Annotated in this window: 13 protein-coding genes; 7 read left to right on the top strand and 6 right to left on the bottom strand. The window is 72.4% G+C overall.

Annotation, left to right across the window (positions count from 1 at the left end):
• Positions 1-17 precede the first annotated feature (17 nt).
• From mltG to D581_RS0114500, 3 genes are all read right to left on the bottom strand, one after another.
• Positions 18-878, bottom strand: coding sequence for an endolytic transglycosylase MltG (gene mltG, locus D581_RS0114510; protein WP_018957940.1), 861 nt, complete (start codon positions 876-878; stop codon positions 18-20).
• 408 nt (positions 879-1,286) lie between these two features.
• On the bottom strand, positions 1,287-1,898 hold the full coding sequence (locus D581_RS0114505; protein ID WP_026290513.1) for a hypothetical protein: 612 nt from the start codon (positions 1,896-1,898) through the stop codon (positions 1,287-1,289).
• A gap of 92 nt (positions 1,899-1,990) precedes the next feature.
• Complete coding sequence (locus tag D581_RS0114500; RefSeq protein WP_018957938.1) at positions 1,991-3,823, bottom strand: ABC transporter ATP-binding protein; 1,833 nt, start codon at positions 3,821-3,823, stop codon at positions 1,991-1,993.
• 114 nt (positions 3,824-3,937) lie between these two features.
• Between D581_RS0114500 and D581_RS0114495 the strand changes: the two genes are divergently transcribed.
• The 5 genes from D581_RS0114495 (at position 3,938) to D581_RS0114475 (ending at position 12,973) form a co-directional block, all read left to right on the top strand.
• Complete coding sequence (locus tag D581_RS0114495) at positions 3,938-4,453, top strand: MarR family transcriptional regulator (protein ID WP_018957937.1); 516 nt, start codon at positions 3,938-3,940, stop codon at positions 4,451-4,453.
• Positions 4,454-4,500: 47 nt separating this feature from the next.
• Positions 4,501-7,446, top strand: coding sequence for an FAD-binding and (Fe-S)-binding domain-containing protein (locus D581_RS0114490; RefSeq protein ID WP_018957936.1), 2,946 nt, complete (start codon positions 4,501-4,503; stop codon positions 7,444-7,446).
• Between the two features lie 262 nt (positions 7,447-7,708).
• On the top strand, positions 7,709-9,193 hold the full coding sequence (locus D581_RS0114485) for a Gfo/Idh/MocA family protein (protein WP_018957935.1): 1,485 nt from the start codon (positions 7,709-7,711) through the stop codon (positions 9,191-9,193).
• Between the two features lie 160 nt (positions 9,194-9,353).
• The gene (locus D581_RS0114480; protein ID WP_018957934.1) at positions 9,354-11,195 is read left to right on the top strand and encodes an ABC transporter ATP-binding protein; all 1,842 of its coding nucleotides are present in this window, start codon (positions 9,354-9,356) and stop codon (positions 11,193-11,195) included.
• A complete protein-coding gene (locus D581_RS0114475) occupies positions 11,192-12,973 on the top strand; it encodes an ABC transporter ATP-binding protein (protein ID WP_018957933.1) in 1,782 nt (593 codons plus the stop codon). The genes D581_RS0114480 and D581_RS0114475 overlap by 4 nt, the downstream gene beginning before the upstream one ends.
• A gap of 24 nt (positions 12,974-12,997) precedes the next feature.
• On the opposite strand, the gene D581_RS0114470 is transcribed toward D581_RS0114475, so the two are convergent.
• Positions 12,998-14,560 carry a fused MFS/spermidine synthase gene (locus D581_RS0114470; protein ID WP_018957932.1) on the bottom strand — a complete coding sequence of 521 codons (1,563 nt, stop codon included), beginning with the start codon at positions 14,558-14,560 and terminating at the stop codon, positions 12,998-13,000.
• Between the two features lie 207 nt (positions 14,561-14,767).
• On the opposite strand from D581_RS0114470, the gene D581_RS0114465 reads away from it, so the two are divergent.
• Complete coding sequence (locus tag D581_RS0114465) at positions 14,768-15,772, top strand: phosphotransferase (protein ID WP_032752731.1); 1,005 nt, start codon at positions 14,768-14,770, stop codon at positions 15,770-15,772.
• A gap of 126 nt (positions 15,773-15,898) precedes the next feature.
• On the top strand, positions 15,899-17,260 hold the full coding sequence (locus D581_RS0114460) for an NAD(P)/FAD-dependent oxidoreductase (protein WP_018957930.1): 1,362 nt from the start codon (positions 15,899-15,901) through the stop codon (positions 17,258-17,260).
• A gap of 36 nt (positions 17,261-17,296) precedes the next feature.
• Here D581_RS0114460 and D581_RS0114455 read toward each other — a convergent pair whose 3' ends face one another.
• Positions 17,297-18,832, bottom strand: coding sequence for an ATP-dependent DNA ligase (locus D581_RS0114455; protein WP_018957929.1), 1,536 nt, complete (start codon positions 18,830-18,832; stop codon positions 17,297-17,299).
• A 56-nt stretch (positions 18,833-18,888) separates the two neighbouring features.
• Complete coding sequence (locus D581_RS0114450; protein ID WP_018957928.1) at positions 18,889-19,680, bottom strand: metal-dependent hydrolase; 792 nt, start codon at positions 19,678-19,680, stop codon at positions 18,889-18,891.
• Positions 19,681-19,774: the final 94 nt, after the last annotated feature.

Raw genomic sequence — 19,774 nt, 5'->3', positions numbered from 1 at the left:
CCGCGGGCGCAGGCCCGTCAGCTCGTGGCGGCGGACGCGCGGGTGCGGTTGAACTCCTCGACGTTCTTCTGCTGTTCGTCGTAGCTGTCGGTGAACCGGGTGTCGCCGGGGCCGACCGTGACGAAGTACAGCCAGGGTCCGGGCGTGGGGCTGACGGCCGCGCGCAGGGCCTCCTCCCCCGGGTTGCCGATGGGCGTCGGCGGCAGCCCCTTGGTCCGGTAGCTGTTGTACGGGCTGTCCAGCTGGGTGTCGGCGGTCGTCGTGTCCAGGGTGGAGCGCTTCAGGGCGTAGTTGATGGTGGAGTCCATCTGCAACGGCATGTCCTTGAGCAGCCGGTTGTAGACGACCCGGGCCACCTTGCCCATGTCGGACGCGGTGTCGGCCTCTGCCTGGACGATGCTGGCGATCGTGATCGTGTCGTAGACGGAGATGTTGTTGCGCTGGGCTCCCGCCGTGACATGGTCCGCTCCGAAGTGCTTGCTGGCGGTGTCCGCCATGTACCGCAGCAGGCCCGCGGGCTCGGTCGCGGCGTCGAGCGGATAGGTGGCCGGAAAGAGGTATCCCTCGGGGTTGCCCTCGGCCTGGGCCGGCAGAGCGAGGTCCACCGTCGTCGCGGCCTTCCGCGTGCTGCCGGGCTTCAGGCCGAGCGCCTGGTCGACGGCCTCGTACACCTGCGAGGCGCGACGGCCCTCGGGGATCATCAGGGTGCCCCGCGGGCGCGCCTTCTCGGGCCCGCCCTCGTCCGATCCGGTCAGGGACAACGGGATCAGGACGGCGGCCGACACGACGAGCAGGGCGACGGCGGCCAGGACGACCTTTCCGCGGCGGGTCGGGCGGAGTCTGCGACGGGGCCGGGCGTCCGGGGACTCGTTCACCATGCGGGCACGTTAACCCGGGGCGTCGGCCACGGCCGGTAGCTCGGCCACGGCGTCGGCTCCGGCGACACGAACGCCGTACCGGGCGGGCCAGAACGCACGACACACAGAACACACGAACAGGGGATCGGGTGTTCGCTGGAACGCGTGATCGTCAGGGGATTCGTTGCTGTTCACCCGTCCGGGGGGGTGATGATTGCAGAGCGCAGTCAACGGGCTGCAGACCGCTACTGCGCAGTCCCACAGATGCACCACGTACAAGGAGAAAGACCAGATGAACTTCCTAACCAACCTGCTTGCCGGCGTCGTCCACTTCGTGGGTTGGCTCGTCTGACCATCGCTCCGCCCGGCGCCGTCGCTCCCCGTCCCACGGGAGCGGCGGCGCCGCCGTGTGTGCGGAAGCCGGCCGGCTCAGCCGTTCGCCGCTCCCGGTCCGGCGAAGGGCGGCAACGCGGTGAACTCGGGTGCGACCGTCACCGCCGCCGCGAGGACGTCGAGCGTCCGGCGGACCCGGGTGAGCGGGTGGTCCGGGAATTCCGCGTCCCACTGCCCGTGGTCCGCGGCGTGGAAGGGCAGCCCGCCCTGGACCTCGGGGGCGTAGGGGTGCGGCCGGAAGTACTGGTCGGGGCCGAGCTTGGCCATCACCACGGCCTCCCGCATGCCCGTCATGCCGCGCTCCGCCGCCTGGATCTTCACCACGGTGCTGCACCCGGCGCGCGGCACGGTGAAACTGCCGGTGAACGCCTGTCCGCTGCGCTGTCCCGGCAGCGGCAGTTTGAGTATCTGACGCAGGGCTGGCAGCTCACCCAGCCGCTTGACCGACGCCTCGATGAGTCCGCCGCCCGCCCGGGCGGTGAAGTGGGTCAGACCGTGGCGCAGGGCGGGGCCGTCGTCCAGTGCGGCGGGCAGATCCGGCGGCAGGTCGAAGAAGTGCAGTGACAGCACATCACCGTGGTCGTTCAGCCAGGTGCCGGTGTCCACGGTTCGATAGCCGGGGAGTTCCACCCCGAGGAGAGCTCTCATGCGCGGCGATCATGCCGTACGCGCGTCGCGCCGGTGGCCTCAGGGCTGTCTCCATCACCCTGACGCCGGGGCCCGCGGTCCTGCCCGGGCGGTCAGGGTGCCGGAACCGGGGCCGGCCGGCTGTCTCGGCGGATCAGGGCGGCGTAGCGGCCGTCGCGGTCGAGCAGTTCCTCGTGCGTACCGCGCTCGGCGGCCCGGCCGTTCTCCAGGACGACGATCTGGTCCGCGTCGCGGACGGTGGAGAGGCGGTGCGCGATGGTGAGCGTGGTCCGTCCGGCGGAGAGGGCGTCGATCGCTTGCTGCACGGCCTGTTCCGTACGGGTGTCGAGCGCGCTGGTCGCCTCGTCGAGGATCAGCACCGGCGGGTCGCGCAGGATCGTGCGGGCGATGGCGAGGCGCTGCTTCTCACCGCCCGAGAAGCGGTAGCCGCGCTCACCCACCAAGGTGTCGTAGCCGTCGGGCAGGGAGGCGATGTGGTCGTGGATCTGCGCCGCACGGGCCGCGGACTCGATCTCCGCCTCGGTGGCGTCCGGCTTGGCGAAGCGCAGGTTGTCGGCGACCGAGGCGTGGAAGAGGTAGGTCTCCTGGGAGACGACGCCGACCGCTCGGGCGAGGGTGTCGAAGTCCAGATCGCGGACGTCGACCCCGTCGATCGTGACCCGGCCGCCGGTGACGTCGTACAGCCGGGGCACGAGGTAGCTCAGAGTGGATTTGCCGGAACCGGTGGATCCGACGACCGCGAGACTGCTGCCGGCGGGGACGGTGACGTCGATGCCGGTCAGCGTCGGGCCGTTCTTCTCCTCGTAGCTGAAGTCGACGTCCTCGAAGGCGATCTCGCCGCGGATCTTCTCCAGCCGGACCGGCTTCTCCGGTTCGGTGATGTCCACCGTGAGGTCGAGGTACTCGAAGATGCGCTGGAAGAGGGCGAGGGAGGTCTGCATCTGCACACCGGTGGAGAGCAGGCTGACCGCCGGGCGGAACAGCCCCTGCTGGAGCGTGACGAAGGCGACCAGCGTACCGATGGAGACGGCGGCCGCTCCGGACGCGAAGGTGAGACCTGCCGCCCAGTAGATGACGGCGGGCATGGCGGCCATCACGATGCCGATCGTCGACATCCGCCAGCGGCCGGCCATGCTGGAGCGCACTTCGAGGTCGACCAGGCGCTCGGACTCCTCGGCGAAGCCTCGGGTGAGGGAGTCGGAGCGGCCCATCGTGCGGCCGAGGAGGATGCCGCTGACCGAGAGTGACTCGGTGACCGTGGCGGCCATCGCGGCCATCTGCTTCTGGCGCTGGGTGGTGATCCTCTTCCGCTCCCGGCCGACACGCCGGCTGATCGCGACGAAGACCGGCAGCAGGAGCAGAGAGACGACGGTGAGCCGCCAGTCGAGGGCGAGCATGGCGACGACGGTCGCGATGACGGCCGTGAGGTTGGAGACCAGCGAGGTCGCGGTGGAGGTGACCGTCGCCTGCATACCGCCGATGTCATTGGCGATGCGGGACTGGACCTCGCCCGTGCGGGTGCGGGTGAAGAAGGCGAGCGGCATCCGCTGGAGCTGGGTGTAGACAGCGGTGCGCAGGTCATGCATGACGCGCTGGCCGACGGTGGTCGAGATCAGGGTCTGGAGCACGCCGAAGACGCTGGTCATCACGGCGGTGAGGATCATGCCGAGCGCCAGCAGGGTCAGCAGGCCCGTGCGCCCCTGCGGGATCGCGGTGTCCAGGATCTCGCGCAGCAGGAACGGGGAGGCGACCGACACCAGGGAGGACGCGCCGACCAGCAGGCCGACGACGGCCAGGCGGCCGCGGTAGGGGTGGAAGAGGCGGAGGATGCGGCGCACCTCGGCGGGCGGCCGGTCGGCGGTGGCGGTGTGGGCGGCGGTGTCGGCATCGGGTGGGGGCGCCCACGTGGGCTCGTCGGGCTTCATGGGCTCCTTCGTCGGGCGTGAGGCGTGACCGGGCGGACCCTGCCCTCGCACATGGAGAGCTTAGCTCATTGTTACCTATACTCACAATGAACAAGGTCCTGATATTGTTCCCGTATGGACGCCCCCGATTCCCCCGGTCCGCCCGGCTCCTCCCGCTCAACCGGCTCAACCCGCTCAACCGGCTCGCCGGGCTCCCCCGACACCGACGGCATGCTCGCCGAGCAGTTGCTGCGGCTGACCCGCCGGCTGCACCGCATCCAGAGCCGCCAGCTGGAGCCGATCGACATCACTCCGGCGCAGTTCCGGCTGCTGCGGACGGTCGCGAGCTACGAGGCGGCCCCCCGGATGGCGGATCTCGCCCGGCGCCTGGACGTCGTTCCGCGCGCCGTGACGACGCTGGTCGACGCCCTGGAGGCGAGCGGCCGCGTGCGCCGCGCACCGGATCCCGACAGCCGCCGGGTGGTCCGCGTCGAGATCACGGACGAGGGGCGCGCCACGCTGCGGTCCCTGCGCAGCGCGCGCCGGGCCGCCGCGGAGGAGATCCTGGCCCCATTGACCGCCGATCAGCGCGAGGTCCTCGGCGGGCTGCTGTCCGCCCTGGTCGACGGCATGCCGGAACGCCACTGCTGAACACCGCGCCTGCGGAATAACTCTTAGCCGCCGAGGAGATAGCCGACATGCCGCTGCTGGAGCCCGACCCGGAAGCTCTGCGCCCCGGAACCGCACGGGAACCCGCCCCCGACCGGGTCACCGACCGCAGTGCGGGCGGCACCCCGGAGCCGCTGCGCGGCGAGCTGACGGCCCTGCTCGGCGCCGACAAGGTGCTCTGGAAGATCTCCGACCTCGTGCGGTACGCCTCCGACGCCAGCCCCTACCGCTTCCTCCCCCGGGTCGTGCTGGTCCCCGAGGACCTCGACGACGTCTCCGCGATCCTGTCGTACGCCCACGGCAAGGGCCGTCACGTGGCCTTCCGGGCCGCCGGCACCAGCCTCAACGGCCAGGCACAGGGCGAGGACATCCTCGTCGACGTTCGCCGCCACTGGACCGGCGTCGAGGTGCTGGACGACGGGGCGCGGGCCCGGATCGGGCCGGGGACGACCGTGATGCGGGCCAACATCGCCCTCGCCCGGTACGGCAGGCTGCTGGGCCCCGACCCGGCCAGCGCCATCGCCTGCACCGTCGGCGGGGTCGTCGCCAACAACGCCTCGGGCATGACCGCGGGGACCACCCGCAACAGCTACCGGACGCTCGCCTCGCTCACGTTCCTCCTGCCGAGCGGCACCGTCGTCGACACCGCCGGTCCGGCCGCCGACGAGGAGCTGGCCCGCGCCGAACCGGAGCTGTGCGCGGGGCTGATGGAGCTGAAGGCGGAGATCGAGGCGGACGAGGAACTGACCGCCCGCATCCGCGCCAAGTACACGATCAAGAACACCAACGGCTACCGCCTGGACTCCTTCCTCGACGGGGCGACGCCGGTGGAGATCCTGCGAGGGCTGATGGTCGGCTCCGAGGGCACGTTCGGCTTCATCTCCGAGGTCGTCTTCGACACCCTGCCGCTCGACCGGCGGATCTCCAGCGCCCTGCTGTTCTTCCCCTCCCTCACCGCCGCCGCGGCCGCCGTGCCCCGGTTCAACGAGGCGGGGGCCATCGCTGTGGAGCTGATGGACGGCAACACCCTGCGCGCCTCCGTCAGCGTGCCGGGCGTTCCGGCGGACTGGGCCGCGCTGCCCCGGACCACGACCGCGCTGCTGGTGGAGTTCCGGGCGGCCGACGAGGCGGGCCAGGAGGCGTTCGAGCGGGCGGCCGACGCCGTCGTCGCCGACCTGGACCTGGTCGTTCCGGCGGTGTCGGTGACCAACGCCTTCACCCGGGACGCCGGGGCGATCGCCGGGTACTGGAAGGCGCGCAAGGCGTTCGTCACGGCGGTCGGCGGGTCCCGGCCCTCGGGCACCACCCTGATCACGGAGGACTTCGCGGTGCCGCCCGCACGGCTGGCCGACGCCTGCGAGGCGCTGCTGGAGCTCCAGTCGCGCCACGGCTTCGACGCCGCCGTGGCCGGTCACGCCGCGCACGGCAATCTGCACTTCCTGCTCGCGTTCGACGCGGCGAAGCCGGCGGACGTCGAGCGGTACGACGCGTTCATGCAGGAGTTCTGCGCGCTGGTGGTGGACCGTTTCGACGGGTCGCTCAAGGCGGAGCACGCCACCGGACGCAATATCGCGCCGTTCCTCGAACGGGAGTGGGGGCCGCGTGCCACCGAGTTGATGTGGCGGACGAAGCAGGTCATCGATCCCTCCGGGGTACTCGCTCCGCGCATCGTCCTGGACCGGGATCCGCGGGCCCATCTGCGGGGTCTGAAGACCATTCCGAAGGTGGAGGCGGTCGCCGATCCGTGCATCGAGTGCGGCTTCTGCGAACCGACCTGTCCCAGCGAGGATCTGACGACCACTCCGCGTCAACGGATCGTGCTGCGCCGGGAGATGATGCGCCAGGCCGATGGCTCGCCGGTCGAGGCCGGTCTGCTGGACGCGTATGGGTACGACGCCGTGGACACCTGCGCCGGGGACTCCACCTGCAAGCTCGCCTGTCCGGTCGGCATCGACACCGGGGCGATGATGAAGGGCTTCCGGCACCGCAGGCACACGCCGCGCGAGGAGCGGATCGCCGCGCTGACCGCGAAGCACTTCCGTGTCGTGGAGGCCTCGGCGCGGCTGGCCGTGGCGGTGGCCGACGCGGTCGGTGACCGGGTGGGCGACCGCCCGCTCGGGGCCGTGACGCGGCTCGCCCGCAAGGCCGTCAGCCCCGATCTCGTACCGGAGTGGCTGCCCCAGATCCCCGGGGCGGCAGCCCGACGGCTGCCGCGTACGGACCGGGTCGGGGCGAGCGCGGTCTACTACCCGGCCTGCGTCAACCGCATCTTCGCCGGGCCGGACGGCCGCCCGGGCCTCTCCCTCGCCGAGGCGGTGGTCGCCGTGTCGGGGCGGGCCGGGAAGCCGGTGTGGATCCCCGAGGACGTCGCGGGCACGTGCTGCGCGACGATCTGGCACTCCAAGGGGTACGACGCGGGCAACAGGATCATGGCGAATCGCATCGTGGAGGCCGCCTGGGGCTGGACGGCGGGCGGAAAGCTGCCGCTGGTCGTGGACGCGTCCTCGTGCACGCTCGGCATCGCCGAGGAGGTGGTGCCCTACCTCAGCGAGGAGAACCGGGCGCTGCACCGTGAACTGACCGTCGTGGACTCCCTGGTGTGGGCGGCCGACGAACTGCTGCCCGAGCTGACGGTGTTCCGCACCGTCGGGTCGTCCGTCGTGCATCCGACCTGTTCGATGGAACACCTGGGTGACGTGGGGCAGTTGCGCGCGCTGGCCGAGGCATGCGCGGACGAGGTCGTGGTGCCGGACGACGCGGGGTGCTGCGCGTTCGCGGGGGACCGGGGGATGCTGCACAAGGAGTTGACCGATTCGGCGACGGCCAAGGAGGCGGCCGAGGTCGGCCTCCGCGACTACGACACCTATCTGTCGGCGAACCGGATGTGCGAGATCGGCATGGAACGGGCCACCGGGCGTCCCTACCGCTCGGCGCTGATCGAGCTGGAGCACGCCACCCGGCCGACCCTCGGCTGAGCATCCGACGCCGGGCCTCAACACCCCTCCCGACGTGCACATGTGAGCGTTTCCGGGCCCCGATTGGTTGAACCAGTCGGGGCTTCGGCGTGCCGTGAAGAAAGTCCATGGTTTGAGGACGAGAGTCCAATTACCTCTCTTGCGCACCATCAGCCTCACCCTCCAGGGTCCTTACCGAGACCCGGTCCCCGCGCTCGTCATCCGTACGGGGGCCGGACGCGCTCGCGCACCGTCTGAACCCCCAACCCCACCTGGAGGCTCGATGAACGACGACGCCCGGCCCGCACCGGAACCGCAGGACCTGCCCCCGCACGGCGGCGTGGCCGACGAGGCGGCGCGGCAGGATCCCAGCCGCCGTTCGGTGCTGTGGACCACGGCGGGTGTGGCCGGCGCCGGACTCGGCCTCGGCGCCCTGGGCACGGGGAGCGCGTCGGCCACCGAGGCGACCGCCCCGCAGGCCCTCTCCGCCGCGGAGGCGGCCGCCGCCGCTCCCGTCCGGCAGGGCCGCACCATGGCGGGCGTCCGCTTCGAGGGGCGCTCCACGATCCGGGTCGGCATCGTGGGCCTCGGCAACCGGGGCGGCAGCATGATCGACCTGTTCCTCGCCGTACCGGGCGTCCAGGTGAAGGCGGTCTGCGACCCGGTCCGGGACAAGGCGGAGAGGGCCGCGGCCAAGGTGACGGCCGCCGGTCAGCCCGCTCCCACCGTCTACGCCAAGGGCGAGGACGACTACGAGAACCTCTGCAAGCGCGGGGACCTCGACTTCGTCTATGTGGCGACGCCCTGGGAACTCCACTTCCCGATGGCGAAGGCGGCGATGCTGAACGGGAAGCACGTCGGCGTGGAGTGCCCGATCGCCATGCGGCTGGAAGAGCTCTGGCAGTTGGTGGACCTCTCCGAGCGCACCCGGCGGCACTGCATGCAGCTGGAGAACTGTTGCTACGGCAAGAACGAGATGCGGGTGCTGCGCATGGCGCACGCGGGTCTCTTCGGCGATCTGCTGCACGGGGCGGGCGCCTACAACCACGATCTGCGCGAGCTGATGTTCGACCCCGACTACTACGAGGGCCCCTGGCGCCGGCTGTGGCACACCCGGCTGCGCGGTGACCTCTACCCCAACCACGGGTTCGGTCCGGTCGCCAACTACATGGACGTCAACCGGGGCGACCGGGCCGTGAGCATCACGAGCATCGGCACCCCGGCCCTGTCGCTCGCCGAGTACCGAAAGGAGCACATGCCGCCCGGCGACCCCAGCTGGAAGGAGTCATACATCGGGGCTGACCGGACGATCAGCCTCGTGCAGACGGCCAAGGGCCGGGCGATCCGGCTGGAGCACGATGTGTCGAGCCCGCATCCGTACTCCCGTATCAACAGCCTCGGCGGTACACGGGGCGTGTTCGAGGACTACCCGGAGCGCATCTACCTGGAGCCCACGAACACGAACCACCAGTGGGACGACTTCAAGAAGTACGCCGAGTGGGACCACTGGCTCTGGAAGGAGCACGCGAACCCGCCGGGCGGGCACGGCGGCATGGACTACATGATGATTTTCCGCCTGATGCAGTGCATGCGGCTCGGTCTGGTCCCCGACTTCGACGTGTACGACGCGGCGGTCTGGACGGCCCCCGTGCCGCTGAGCCATCTCTCCATCAAGGCCAAGGGCGCGCCGTTGCCGATCCCGGACTTCACCCGGGGCGAGTGGCGGAAGACCCGGTCCGGCATGGACTCCGAGAAGCCCGCGGAGTGACCGCCCCCGGGGTCCCCGGCCGAGTCGGCCCGGGGCCCCGCCGGGCTGCGGAGAAGGCCGGAAAACCGGTTGCCCCGGACCGGGAGGAACAGGGAACCTTGCACGTCACCCCGTTCTTCGAGGTCCGTCCGGATCTCCGTTTCACAAGCCCTGGGACCTCATGCAGATTCGCGACCTTCCGTATTCGGATCCCGGCGACCCCGATGTCCGTTCAGGCCCACGATTCCTGTACTGGCTCGGGCGCAACCAGCTCGCGGGACAGCTGAAGGCCCTCTCCTGGGGGCTGCTGCACCAGCTGGGCATCGCCGGTCTCCCGGTCACCGTGGGACTCGCCGTCCAGGCCGTCATCGACCGCTCCGGGGGGCGGCTCGCCCTGGCCGGCGGTCTCATCGTCGCCCTCGGCGTCCTGATCGCCGTCGGCGACACCATGCTCCACCGGACCGCCGTGACCAACTGGATCACCGCCGCCGCCCGGGTCCAGCAACTGCTCGCCCGTAAGACCGCCGAGCTGGGCTCGGCGCTGACACGGCGGGTCGCGGCCGGTGAGGTCGTCGCCGTCTCGACCGGCGACGTGGAGAAGATCGGCTGGTTCGTCGAGGCGCTCTCCCGCTTCGCGGCCGCCGCCACCGCCCTCGTGGTGATCTGTGTGGGGCTGGCGTTCTACCTCCCGTCCCTCGGTCTGATGGTGGCGATCTCCATGCCGGTGCTCGCCCTGGCCGTGCTGCCGTTGCTGCCGCGCGCCACCCGGCGCGCCGACGAGCAGCGCGAGAAGGCGGGCAAGGCCACCGAGCTGGCCTCGGACACGGTCGCCGGACTGCGCGTGCTGCGCGGTATCGGCGGCGAGGAGCTGTTCCTCGGCCGCTACCGCCGAGCCTCCCAGGAGGTTCGCGGGGCGGCGGTGCGCTCGGCCCGGATGTGGGCGCTGATCTCGGCGGTGCAGGTGCTGCTGCCGGGGATCCTGCTGATCTCCCTGGTCTGGTACGGGGCGACGCTGGCCCGGGACGGCCGTATCGACGTCGGCCAGCTGGTCACCGTCTACAGCGCGGCCACCCTGATGCTGTTTCCTCTGCGGCACTTCGAGGAGATCGCGATGGCGTACTCCTTCTCGCGGCCGTCCGCCCAGCGTGCGGTGCGCGTGCTGTCGCTGCGCCGCAGCGCGCGGGAGGCCACCGTAAAGGGTGTGACGCCCTCCGGTGATCTGTACGACCCGGCGACCGGGCTGATGGCCCCTCGGGGGCAGTTCACCGCCGTCGTCTGCGGCGACCCGGACGAGGCCGGCCGGCTGGCAGAACGGCTCGGCGGGCACGCGGAGACCGGCGAGGAGGACACGGAGGCTTCGGCGAAGGCTCCGTCGGTGCTGCTCGGCGGAGTCGCCCTGGACGAGATCCCGCTGGACGCGGCACGGGCCGCCGTGCTGGTCCAGGACAAGGACCCGGTGCTGCTGTCCGGCACGCTCCAGGAGCTGCTGGACATCCCGGCCTCGGGCCTGGTCACCGCCGAGGCGGCGTTGGAGGCGGCCCAGTGCGGTGACGTGCTGAGCGCGCTGGCACAGGCCTCCCCCGACAACGACGGGGACCCGATGCGGACCCGGATCACCGAGCGCGGCCGGTCCCTGTCCGGCGGTCAGCGCCAGCGCCTGGCGCTGGCCCGGTCGCTGGTCACCGACCCGGAGGCGCTGGTGCTGGACGAGCCGACCTCCGCGGTCGACTCGCACACCGAGGCCCGGGTCGCCGCCGGGATCGCGAAGCTGCGCCGGGGCCGTACGACGGTGGCGTTCGCCTCGTCCCCGCTGCTGCTCGACGCCGCCGACCGGGTGGTGCTCGTCCACGAGGGCACGGTGGTCGCCGTGGGAACCCACCGCGACCTGCTGCGCACCGAACCCCGCTACCGGGCGGTCGTCACCCGGGAGACCGACGACGAGGCGGCCGCCGCGAGCGCGCTGAACGGCGTCGGCGACGTCCCCGCCATGAAGAGCATCCAGGAAATCGAGGAGAGGGCATGATCGGCGTCGCACCCCCGGCGTACGACCCCGCGGCCCCGGAGTCGGCGACGACGCTGCCCGTGGGCACGCCGACGACCGTGCGGAGTTACGTACGGAGTCTGTTGCGCCGGCACCGCAGGGCGTTCGCCGTCCTGATCACGGTCAACGCGGTGGCGGTGATCGCCTCGATCACCGGACCGTATCTGCTGGGCGGGCTGGTGGAGGACCTGTCCAACGGCGTCACCGACCTGCACCTGGAGCGCACCGCCGCGATCTTCGCGGTCGCGCTGGTCGTCCAGGTCCTGTTCACGCGCAGCATGCGGCTGCGCGGGGCGATGCTGGGCGAGGAGATGCTCGCCGACCTGCGCGAGGACTTCCTCGTACGGTCCGTCGGGCTGCCGCCCGGGGTCCTGGAGCGGGCCGGGACCGGCGATCTGCTGGCCCGGATCACCACGGACATCGACCGGTTGGCGAACGCGATGCGCGAGGCCGTGCCGCAGTTGGCGATCGGCGTCGTGTGGGCCGGTCTGCTGATCGGCGCGATGACGGTGACCGCTCCCCCGCTGGCGCTGGCCGTGCTGATCGCGCTGCCGGTGCTGATCGTGGGCTGCCGCTGGTACTTCCGCCGTGCCCCCTCGGCGTACCGCTCGGAGGCCGCCGGTTACGCGGCCGTCGCCGGGATCCTCGCGGAGACCGTCGACGCCGGGCGGACGGTGGAGGCGCACCGCCTCGGCGACCGCCGGGTGGCGCTGTCGGACCGGCGGATCACGGAGTGGACGGCCTGGGAGCGGTACACGCTGTTCCTGCGTTCGGTGCTGTTCCCCGTCATCAACGCGACGTACGTGACGATCCTCGGCGCGGTGCTGCTGCTGGGCGGCTGGTTCGTGCTGGAGGGCTGGATCACGGTCGGGCAGCTGACGACGGGAGCGCTGCTGGCGCAGATGATGGTCGACCCGATCGGTCTGATCCTGCGCTGGTACGACGAGCTCCAGGTGGCCCAGGTGTCGCTGGCCCGGCTGGTCGGCGTCCGGGAGATCGAGCCGGACGCGGGCGACGCCGGAGTCGGTCCGGACGGCCGGGAGGTACGGGCGGACGACGTCCGCTTCGGGTACCGGGAGGGCGTCGACGTGCTGCACAAGGTGTCGCTCGACGTTGCTCCGGGCACCCGGATCGCCCTGGTCGGCCCCTCCGGCGCGGGCAAGTCCACGTTGGGCCGGCTGCTGGCGGGGATCTACGCGCCGCGCACCGGGGAGGTGACGCTCGGCGGGGCGGAGCTGTCGCGGATGACGGCGGAGCGGGTCCGCGAGCATGTGGCCCTGGTCAACCAGGAGCACCATGTCTTCGTCGGCTCGCTGCGGGACAACCTCCTGCTGGCCCGCGACGGGGCGAAGGACGCGGAGCTGTGGGCGTCGCTGGCCGCGGTCGACGCGGACGGCTGGGCGAAGGCCCTGGAGAAGGGGCTGGACACCGAGGTCGGCTCGGGCGGGTTCGCGCTGACCCCGGCGCAGGCCCAGCAGATCGCGCTGGCCCGGCTCGTGCTGGCCGATCCGCACACGCTGGTGCTGGACGAGGCGACCTCGCTGCTGGACCCGCGGGCCGCCCGTCATCTGGAGCGTTCGCTGGCCCGGGTGCTGGAGGGCCGCACGGTGGTGGCGATCGCGCACCGTCTGCACACGGCGCACGACGCGGATGTGATCGCGGTCGTGGAGGACGGCCGGATCAGCGAGCTGGGCAGCCACGACGAACTGGTGGCGGCGGACGGCGCGTACGCGTCCCTGTGGCGGTCCTGGCACGGGTGAGCCGCCCGGCGGACGGCCCGGGGATCACCGGGCCGTCCGGGTGCGGTCGGGCTGGAGGAGCTGGTCGACGGGCGCGTGGTCGTCGGTGAGCACCCGGGCGTCCCCGGTCCAGGTGGCGAGGTCGTCGCCGGTGGTGATCTTCCAGCCGACGTCCCGGGCGTCCAGGGCTTCCTGGATCGCGGGGGCGTCGACGGGGCGGCCGGAGGCGACCACCACCAGATTGCCGCCCACGGTGGACGCGGTCGGGTCCAGCCCGATGTCCGCGGGCTTCCCGAGAAGGGCGACGTGCTCGAAGGTCGCGGCGAGGGTGGCCGCCTCGGCGCGGGCGAAGGCCAGCTCGCCGTGGTCGATGAGGTTGGCGACGTACAGGCCGTCCTCGTCGAGCGCCCGGCGGACGTCTCCCAGGGCCTGCGACGTCGTGAGGTGCCACGGCACGCTGACGCCCCCGAAGGCGTCGCCCACCACCAGGTCGTGGCTGCCCGCCTCCAGCCTGCGCAGGCCCAGTCGGCCGTCCTCCACGGTCACGTCGATGCCGGTGGCGGTCGACGGCCCCAGGCCGAACCGGTCACGGTCGATGCGCACGACTCCGCCGTCGATCTCGGAAACGGTGCTGCGGGTCCCGGGGCGTGCGGCCGCGAGGTAGCGGGGGAAGGTGAGGCCGCCGCCCCCGATGTGGTGGGCGGTCAGCGGCTCCCCCGCAGGGAAGGCCGTGTCGACCACCGACGCGATGGCGCGCACGTACGCGAACTTCAGGTGCGCCGGGTCCTCGACGTCGACGTAGGAGTGGCCCAGGCCGTCGAGGACGAGGGTGCGGCCGCTGTCCCGGTCGGGGTCCATGACGACCTGTGCGCAGTGGTAGCGGGTCTCCGCGTCACAGCCGCCGGGGGCGAACGCGGTGGCGAGGGAGCCCGCGACGACGGTGGCGAGCGCGACGGCTGAGGCGCGCCGCCAACGGCGGGCCCGCCATCCGACCAGTGCGGCGCCGAGCACCAGCAGAGTGCCGAGGCCGATCAGGATGGAGCTGACGGGCAGCCGCGAGACCAGGACGAATCCGGTGAGGACGGTGCCGACGATGGCGCCGAAGGTGCCCACGCCCGACAGCCGCCCGACGACCGTACCGGTCTCGGCGAGGCTGGTGAGCCGCAGCTTCGTCACGAACGGGGTCACCGCGGAGAGCAGTGCGCCGGGCACCAGGAGGGTCGCCGATGCGACCAGCAGGAGCAGCGCCGGCGACCACTGGGCGGTGGTGCGCAGCAGGAGCGGGGTGAGCGCGACGACCACGCCCGACACCCCGAGCGCCGGCGCGATGAGCCGGAGCGGGTCGACCTGGTCCGCGACGCGCCCGCCCAGCCAGGAGCCCAGCGCGATGGCGGTGAGGGCGATGCCGATCACCATCGTGCTGGTTTCCAGGGTGAGGCCGAGGTACGGGGCCAGCAGCCGCAGGGCGACGATCTCGACCACCAGGACCGCGGCCGATGATCCGAACACGAGGACCGCGGCAGCGCGGGGGCCCAGGCCGTGATCGCGGGCTGGGGCGTCCGCCGAAGGGGAGTCGTCGGCCACGGGCGAGGGGGGCGAGGTGGTCACCGCAGCATCCTCGCACGGGGTGCGGCTGCCGAACTCCCGCTGTTCCAGGGGACGGAGAGAGCGGGACCCCGGTCGTGCGGGGCGGGAACGGGTGTTCCCGCAAAAATCGCGGTGCGCACGCGCCGGGACCGGTGGTCCCATGATCCGGTGCGCGGATATGACGAGACGACAACCGAGAAGACCACCGCCGGCGAAGCCACGGCCGGCGTGCCCACGACCGTGGACCGGGGGCGCTTCCCCGACGCCGTGAGTCCCTGGGAGGACCCGGCCTGGCGGGCGGAGGCCCTCGCCTGGGTGACCGAGGGCCTCGCCGCCCACGGGCTGGGGGAGACCGGCCCGCGAACGGTGCGTCTGCGCCCCTGGTCGGTGCTGGTACGGCTGACCGTCGCGGGGCCGGCGCCCGTGTGGTTCAAGGCCGTACCCTCCACCGCGGCGTTCGAGGCGGGGCTCACCGAGGCCCTGGCGCGCTGGGTCCCGGAGCGGGTGCTGACCCCGCTCGCCGTCGAGGCCGCACGCGGCTGGCTGCTCACCCCGGACGGCGGCCCGGTGCTGTGGGACGTGCTGGAAGGGTTCGAAGGAGGCGCCGTCGACCCCCGGTACTGGGAGGAGCCGCTGCGCCAGTACGCCGCGATGCAGCGGGCGCTGACCCCGTACGCGGACGCGATCGAGGCGCTCGGTGTGCCGGCGGCCCGGCCGCGCGCGCTGCCGGCGCTGTTCGACCGGCTGGTCGCGGAGAACGCCGTGCTGACCCGGGAGGACCGGGCGGCGCTGGAGGCGCTGCGGCCCCGGGTGGCGGGCTGGTGCGAGGAGCTGGCGTCGTCGGGGGTGGCTGACTCGCTGGACCACGCCGATCTGCACGAGAAGCAGCTGTTCGCGCCCGTGGGCGGCCGGTACGCGTTCTTCGACTGGGGCGACGCACTGGTCGGGCATCCGTTCTCCAGCCTTCTGGTGCCCGCCCTCGCGGCCCGTGAGCGCTGCGGCCCCGAGGTGCTGCCCCGGCTCCGGGACGCCTATCTGGAGCCGTGGACCGGCGGGGGCGTCACGACGGCCGGGCTGCGGCGTTCGGTGAGCCTGGCATGGCGGCTGGCGGCGCTCGGCCGGGCCGCCTCGTGGGGGCGGATGTTCCCCGCGCCGCAGGGTGGGCCTGCCGTGGCCGGGGGCGCCGAGGCCGCCCACTGGCTGCGGGAGCTGGCGGTCGCCCCGCCCCTGTGAGCGGGCCCCGTTCACCCCTGCCAGGAGGCGGACGCGGGGGCATCCGGTTAAGGATGAGAGGTGAATCACCCGGTAAACGGGGCAGGCGAGCGCAGAACCACGCAAGCCCGAGAAGGGACGCAGACCGTGGCACCACCCAGGATTCTCGTCGTCGGCGCCGGCTTCGCAGGCGTCGAGTGCGTACGCCGCCTGGAGCGCAGGCTCGCTCCGGGAGAGGCCCAGATCACGCTCGTCACACCGTTCTCCTACCAGCTGTATCTGCCGCTGCTCCCCCAGGTGGCCTCCGGGGTGCTCACACCTCAGTCCGTCGCGGTGTCGCTGCGCCGCAGCCGCCGCCACCGGACCCGGATCGTGCCGGGCGGGGCGATCGGCGTGGACACGCGGGCGAAGGTCTGTGTGATCCGGAAGATCACGGACGAGATCGTGAACGAGCCGTACGACTACATCGTGCTGGCGGCGGGCAGCGTCACCCGGACCTTCGACATCCCGGGGCTGCTGGACAACGCCCGGGGGATGAAGACGCTGGCCGAGGCCGCGTACGTCCGGGACCACGTCATCGCCCAGCTGGATCTGGCGGACGCCAGTGACGACGAGGCCGAGCGGGCTTCCCGGCTCCAGTTCGTGGTGGTCGGCGGCGGCTACGCGGGCACCGAGACGGCCGCCTGCCTCCAGCGCCTGACCACCAGCGCGGTCCGGCACTACCCGCGGCTGGACCCGCGGCTGATCAAGTGGCATCTGATCGACATCGCGCCCAAGCTGATGCCTGAGCTGGGCGACAAGCTGGGGCAGGCCGCCCTGGAGGTGCTCCGCAAGCGGAACATCGAGGTGTCGCTCGGGGTCTCGATCGCGAAGGCGGGGCCGGAGGAGGTCACGTTCACCGACGGCCGGGTGCTGCCCTGCCGGACCCTGATCTGGACCGCCGGAGTGGCCGCCAGCCCGCTGATCGCCACCCTCGGCGCGGAGACCGTACGCGGCCGGCTCGCGGTGACTCCACAGCTGAACCTGCCGGGCGCGGCCGGGGTGTTCTCGCTCGGCGACGCGGCCGCGGTGCCCGACCTCGCGAAGGGCGACGGGGCGGTCTGCCCGCCCACCGCGCAGCACGCGATGCGGCAGGGAAAGGTGCTGGCGGACAACCTGATCGCCTCGCTCCGTCATCAGCCGCTCAGCGACTACGTGCACAAGGACCTGGGGCTCGTCGTGGACCTCGGCGGCAAGGACGCCGTGTCCAAGCCGCTGGGCATCGAGCTGCGCGGGCTGCCCGCGCAGGCGGTGGCGCGCGGCTACCACTGGTCGGCGCTGCGGACGAACGTCGCCAGGACCCGGGTGATGACGAACTGGATGCTGAACGCGGTCGCCGGCGACGACTTCGTACGGACCGGGTTCCAGTCCCGCAAGCCGGCGACGCTGCGGGACTTCGAGTACACGGACGTCTATCTGACGCCGGAGCAGATCAAGGAGCACACGGCGGCGACGGTCATCAAGCACTGAGCGGCCGACGAGCGCGCCCTGTTCGCACGGGCGCGCTCACGGCTGCCGGGACAGGACCGTCTCCACGGTGTCCGCCTCCCGCGCGGTCTTGTCCTCCCGGTAGCGCAGGACGCGGGCGAACCGGAGGGCGACCCCGGCGGGGTAGCGGGTGGAGCGCTGGAGTCCGTCGTAGGCGATCTCCACGACGAGTTCCGGGCGTACGGTGACGACATGGCCGTCGTCGTCGGTCGCCAGCTCCCCCAGCCGCTCGGTCTGCCAGTCCAGCAGGGCGTCCGTGAGCCCCTTGAAGGTCTTGCCGAGCATCGCGAACGTACCGTCGGGCCGGCGGGCGCCCAGGTGCAGGTTGGAGAGCTTGCCGGTGCGCCGGCCGCTGCCCCACTCGACGGCCAGGACCACCAGGTCCAGGGTGTGCACCGGCTTCACCTTCAACCACGACGCGCCCCGGCGGCCCGCGCTGTAGACGGCGGCCAGGTCCTTGGCGACGACGCCCTCGTGGCCGCGCTCCAGGGTGTCCGCCAAGAACGCGTCGGCCGCCGCGCGGGCCTCGGGTTCGTCCGGATCGGCGACGAGGGTGCGCCGGACCCGCAGGCTCTCGGGGAGCAGCCGAACCAGGGCCGCGTGGCGGTCGGCGAAGGGCCGGTCGAGCAGGTCCTCGTCGTCGACGAGGAGGGCGTCGAAGAAGACGGGAACGATGGGCACGTGCGCCGCGGCCCCGGCCACGTCCCGCCGTGAACCCACCCGGGAGGCGGTCTCCTGGAACGGACGGGGCCTGCCGTCCTCCCCCAGGGCGATCAGCTCGCCGTCGAGGACGAAGCGGCGCGCTTCGAGCGCGGCGACGGCGGTGACCAGTTCGGGCAGCCGGTCGGTGATGTCGTCGAGGGTCCGGGTGTACGCGCGGATCCGGTCGCCGTCCCGGTGGACCTGCACCCGGATCCCGTCGAGCTTCTCCTCGACCACGCACGGGCCCAGCTTGTCGAGGGCCTCGCCCACCGAGGCGGCGCTCCGCGCGAGCATCGGCTGGACGGGCCGCCCGACGGTGAGGCGGAAGCCGGCGAGCGCCCCGGGTCCGTCGGCGAGGAGGACCTCGGCGACCTCCTGGAGGGACCCGGCGAGCATCACGGCGCGCCGGACGTCGGCGGGCGGTGCTCCGGCGGCGTGGGCCAGGGCCTCGGCGGCGACGGCCTCCAGGGCCCCCTGGCGTACCTCGCCGGTGAGCAGGGCCCGCAGGAAGCGCTGCTCGTCGGCGGTGGCGGCGGCGAACAGGGCGCGCAGGCGTTCGCGGCGCAGGGCCTGGGAGCCGGGGCCGGAGGTGGCGGCCAGGGCGGTCAGCTCGGCGTCGACGCCGGTGACGGTGAGGGTCGGCCCGGAGGCCGGTTCCACCGGATCCCCGAGACTCCGCCAGCCGACACCGATGCGGCCCTGGGGCAGCCGTCCGGCGAGGTACGGGATGACGACAGGGACGTCCTCGGGTGCGGCGTCCCGGAAGAGGCCGGCGAGGAGCGCCGTCTTGCGGGACCGGGCGGAGGTGGCGGCGACCTCCAGGGAGACCTGGGCGAGCTCGGCGAGCAGCATGCTGCCATCGTGCTACGGGGCGGAGCGCGTCGCCCGCCCGCGCGCGCGGCGATCGGTCATATGAAGTTGAGGGCGGCGGCCCCGCCCACTCCCCCGAGGACCATGAAGGCCGGCATCAGTACCTTGATCTCCACCCAGCTGCCGGCCCGGAACCGCATGAACTTCGGAGGGCCGAGGGGGTACCAGCGCTTCCCGGCGATCGGGAGCGGCCACAGGATCGGGCACCCCGAGACGGTCAGCGCGTCCCCGACGTCGTGGACCAGGGCGCCGAGCACGATGGGCAGACCGAGCCACATGTACTCCTGGCCGGGGGCGTCGAAGAGCCAGCCGGCCCCGTTGCCCGGCTGGTCCAGCACTCCGGCGAGGATCCAGGCGCTGGTGGCGCCGAGCAGCCAGACGAGGACGTCGCTGGAGACCCGGGCTGCCCGCCAGAGCAGGCCCTCGACGGCGAGCACCAGGTGGACGAAGAGGATCGCGAGGACCGCCCAGCGGCCGCCGGTGATCGCGGCGAAGGAGCAGCCGCCGCCCATCAGGACGGCGAAGAACCAGGTGTGGGTGAGGGTGCGGTGGCCGCCGGTGCGACGGGGGTCGGCCTTGCTCTTGGTGGCCTTGTAGACGGCGTACGAGAGCTTGTCGGCTATCTCGCAGAGCCCCTTGGAGAGGGGGCCGAAGGCGCGCGAGATGGTCGCGGACTTGTGGTCGAGGTCGGGGGCGAGCGCGGCTCCCGCGCAGATCAGCGCCCCGACGACGAGGACGGGCCAGGGCATCGTGTGGCCCGTGGCGGCGGCCGCCGCGCCCACCCCCAGCCAGGCCGCTGCCCCTGACAGGGAGTGTGCCGGTCCCATCATGGTCTTTTCCCGCCCCACTGCTTCGTACGCCCATCACCGGTAGGGCGCGGGCAGGTTGAGACCGCAGCGTACCGTCCGTGATCTTCGTGCCGTC

It is taken from the genome of Streptomyces sp. CNB091 (assembly GCF_000377965.1).
This window is presented reverse-complemented; position numbering and strand designations above follow the sequence as displayed.

Coding starts and splice junctions, on each gene's coding strand:
- mltG (WP_018957940.1), bottom strand. CDS start 878: ATGGTGAACGAGTCCCCGGACGCCCGGCCCCGTCGCAGACTCCGCCCG.
- D581_RS0114505 (WP_026290513.1), bottom strand. CDS start 1,898: ATGAGAGCTCTCCTCGGGGTGGAACTCCCCGGCTATCGAACCGTGGAC.
- D581_RS0114500 (WP_018957938.1), bottom strand. CDS start 3,823: ATGAAGCCCGACGAGCCCACGTGGGCGCCCCCACCCGATGCCGACACC.
- D581_RS0114495 (WP_018957937.1), top strand. CDS start 3,938: ATGGACGCCCCCGATTCCCCCGGTCCGCCCGGCTCCTCCCGCTCAACC.
- D581_RS0114490 (WP_018957936.1), top strand. CDS start 4,501: ATGCCGCTGCTGGAGCCCGACCCGGAAGCTCTGCGCCCCGGAACCGCA.
- D581_RS0114485 (WP_018957935.1), top strand. CDS start 7,709: ATGAACGACGACGCCCGGCCCGCACCGGAACCGCAGGACCTGCCCCCG.
- D581_RS0114480 (WP_018957934.1), top strand. CDS start 9,354: ATGCAGATTCGCGACCTTCCGTATTCGGATCCCGGCGACCCCGATGTC.
- D581_RS0114475 (WP_018957933.1), top strand. CDS start 11,192: ATGATCGGCGTCGCACCCCCGGCGTACGACCCCGCGGCCCCGGAGTCG.
- D581_RS0114455 (WP_018957929.1), bottom strand. CDS start 18,832: ATGCTGCTCGCCGAGCTCGCCCAGGTCTCCCTGGAGGTCGCCGCCACC.
- D581_RS0114450 (WP_018957928.1), bottom strand. CDS start 19,680: ATGATGGGACCGGCACACTCCCTGTCAGGGGCAGCGGCCTGGCTGGGG.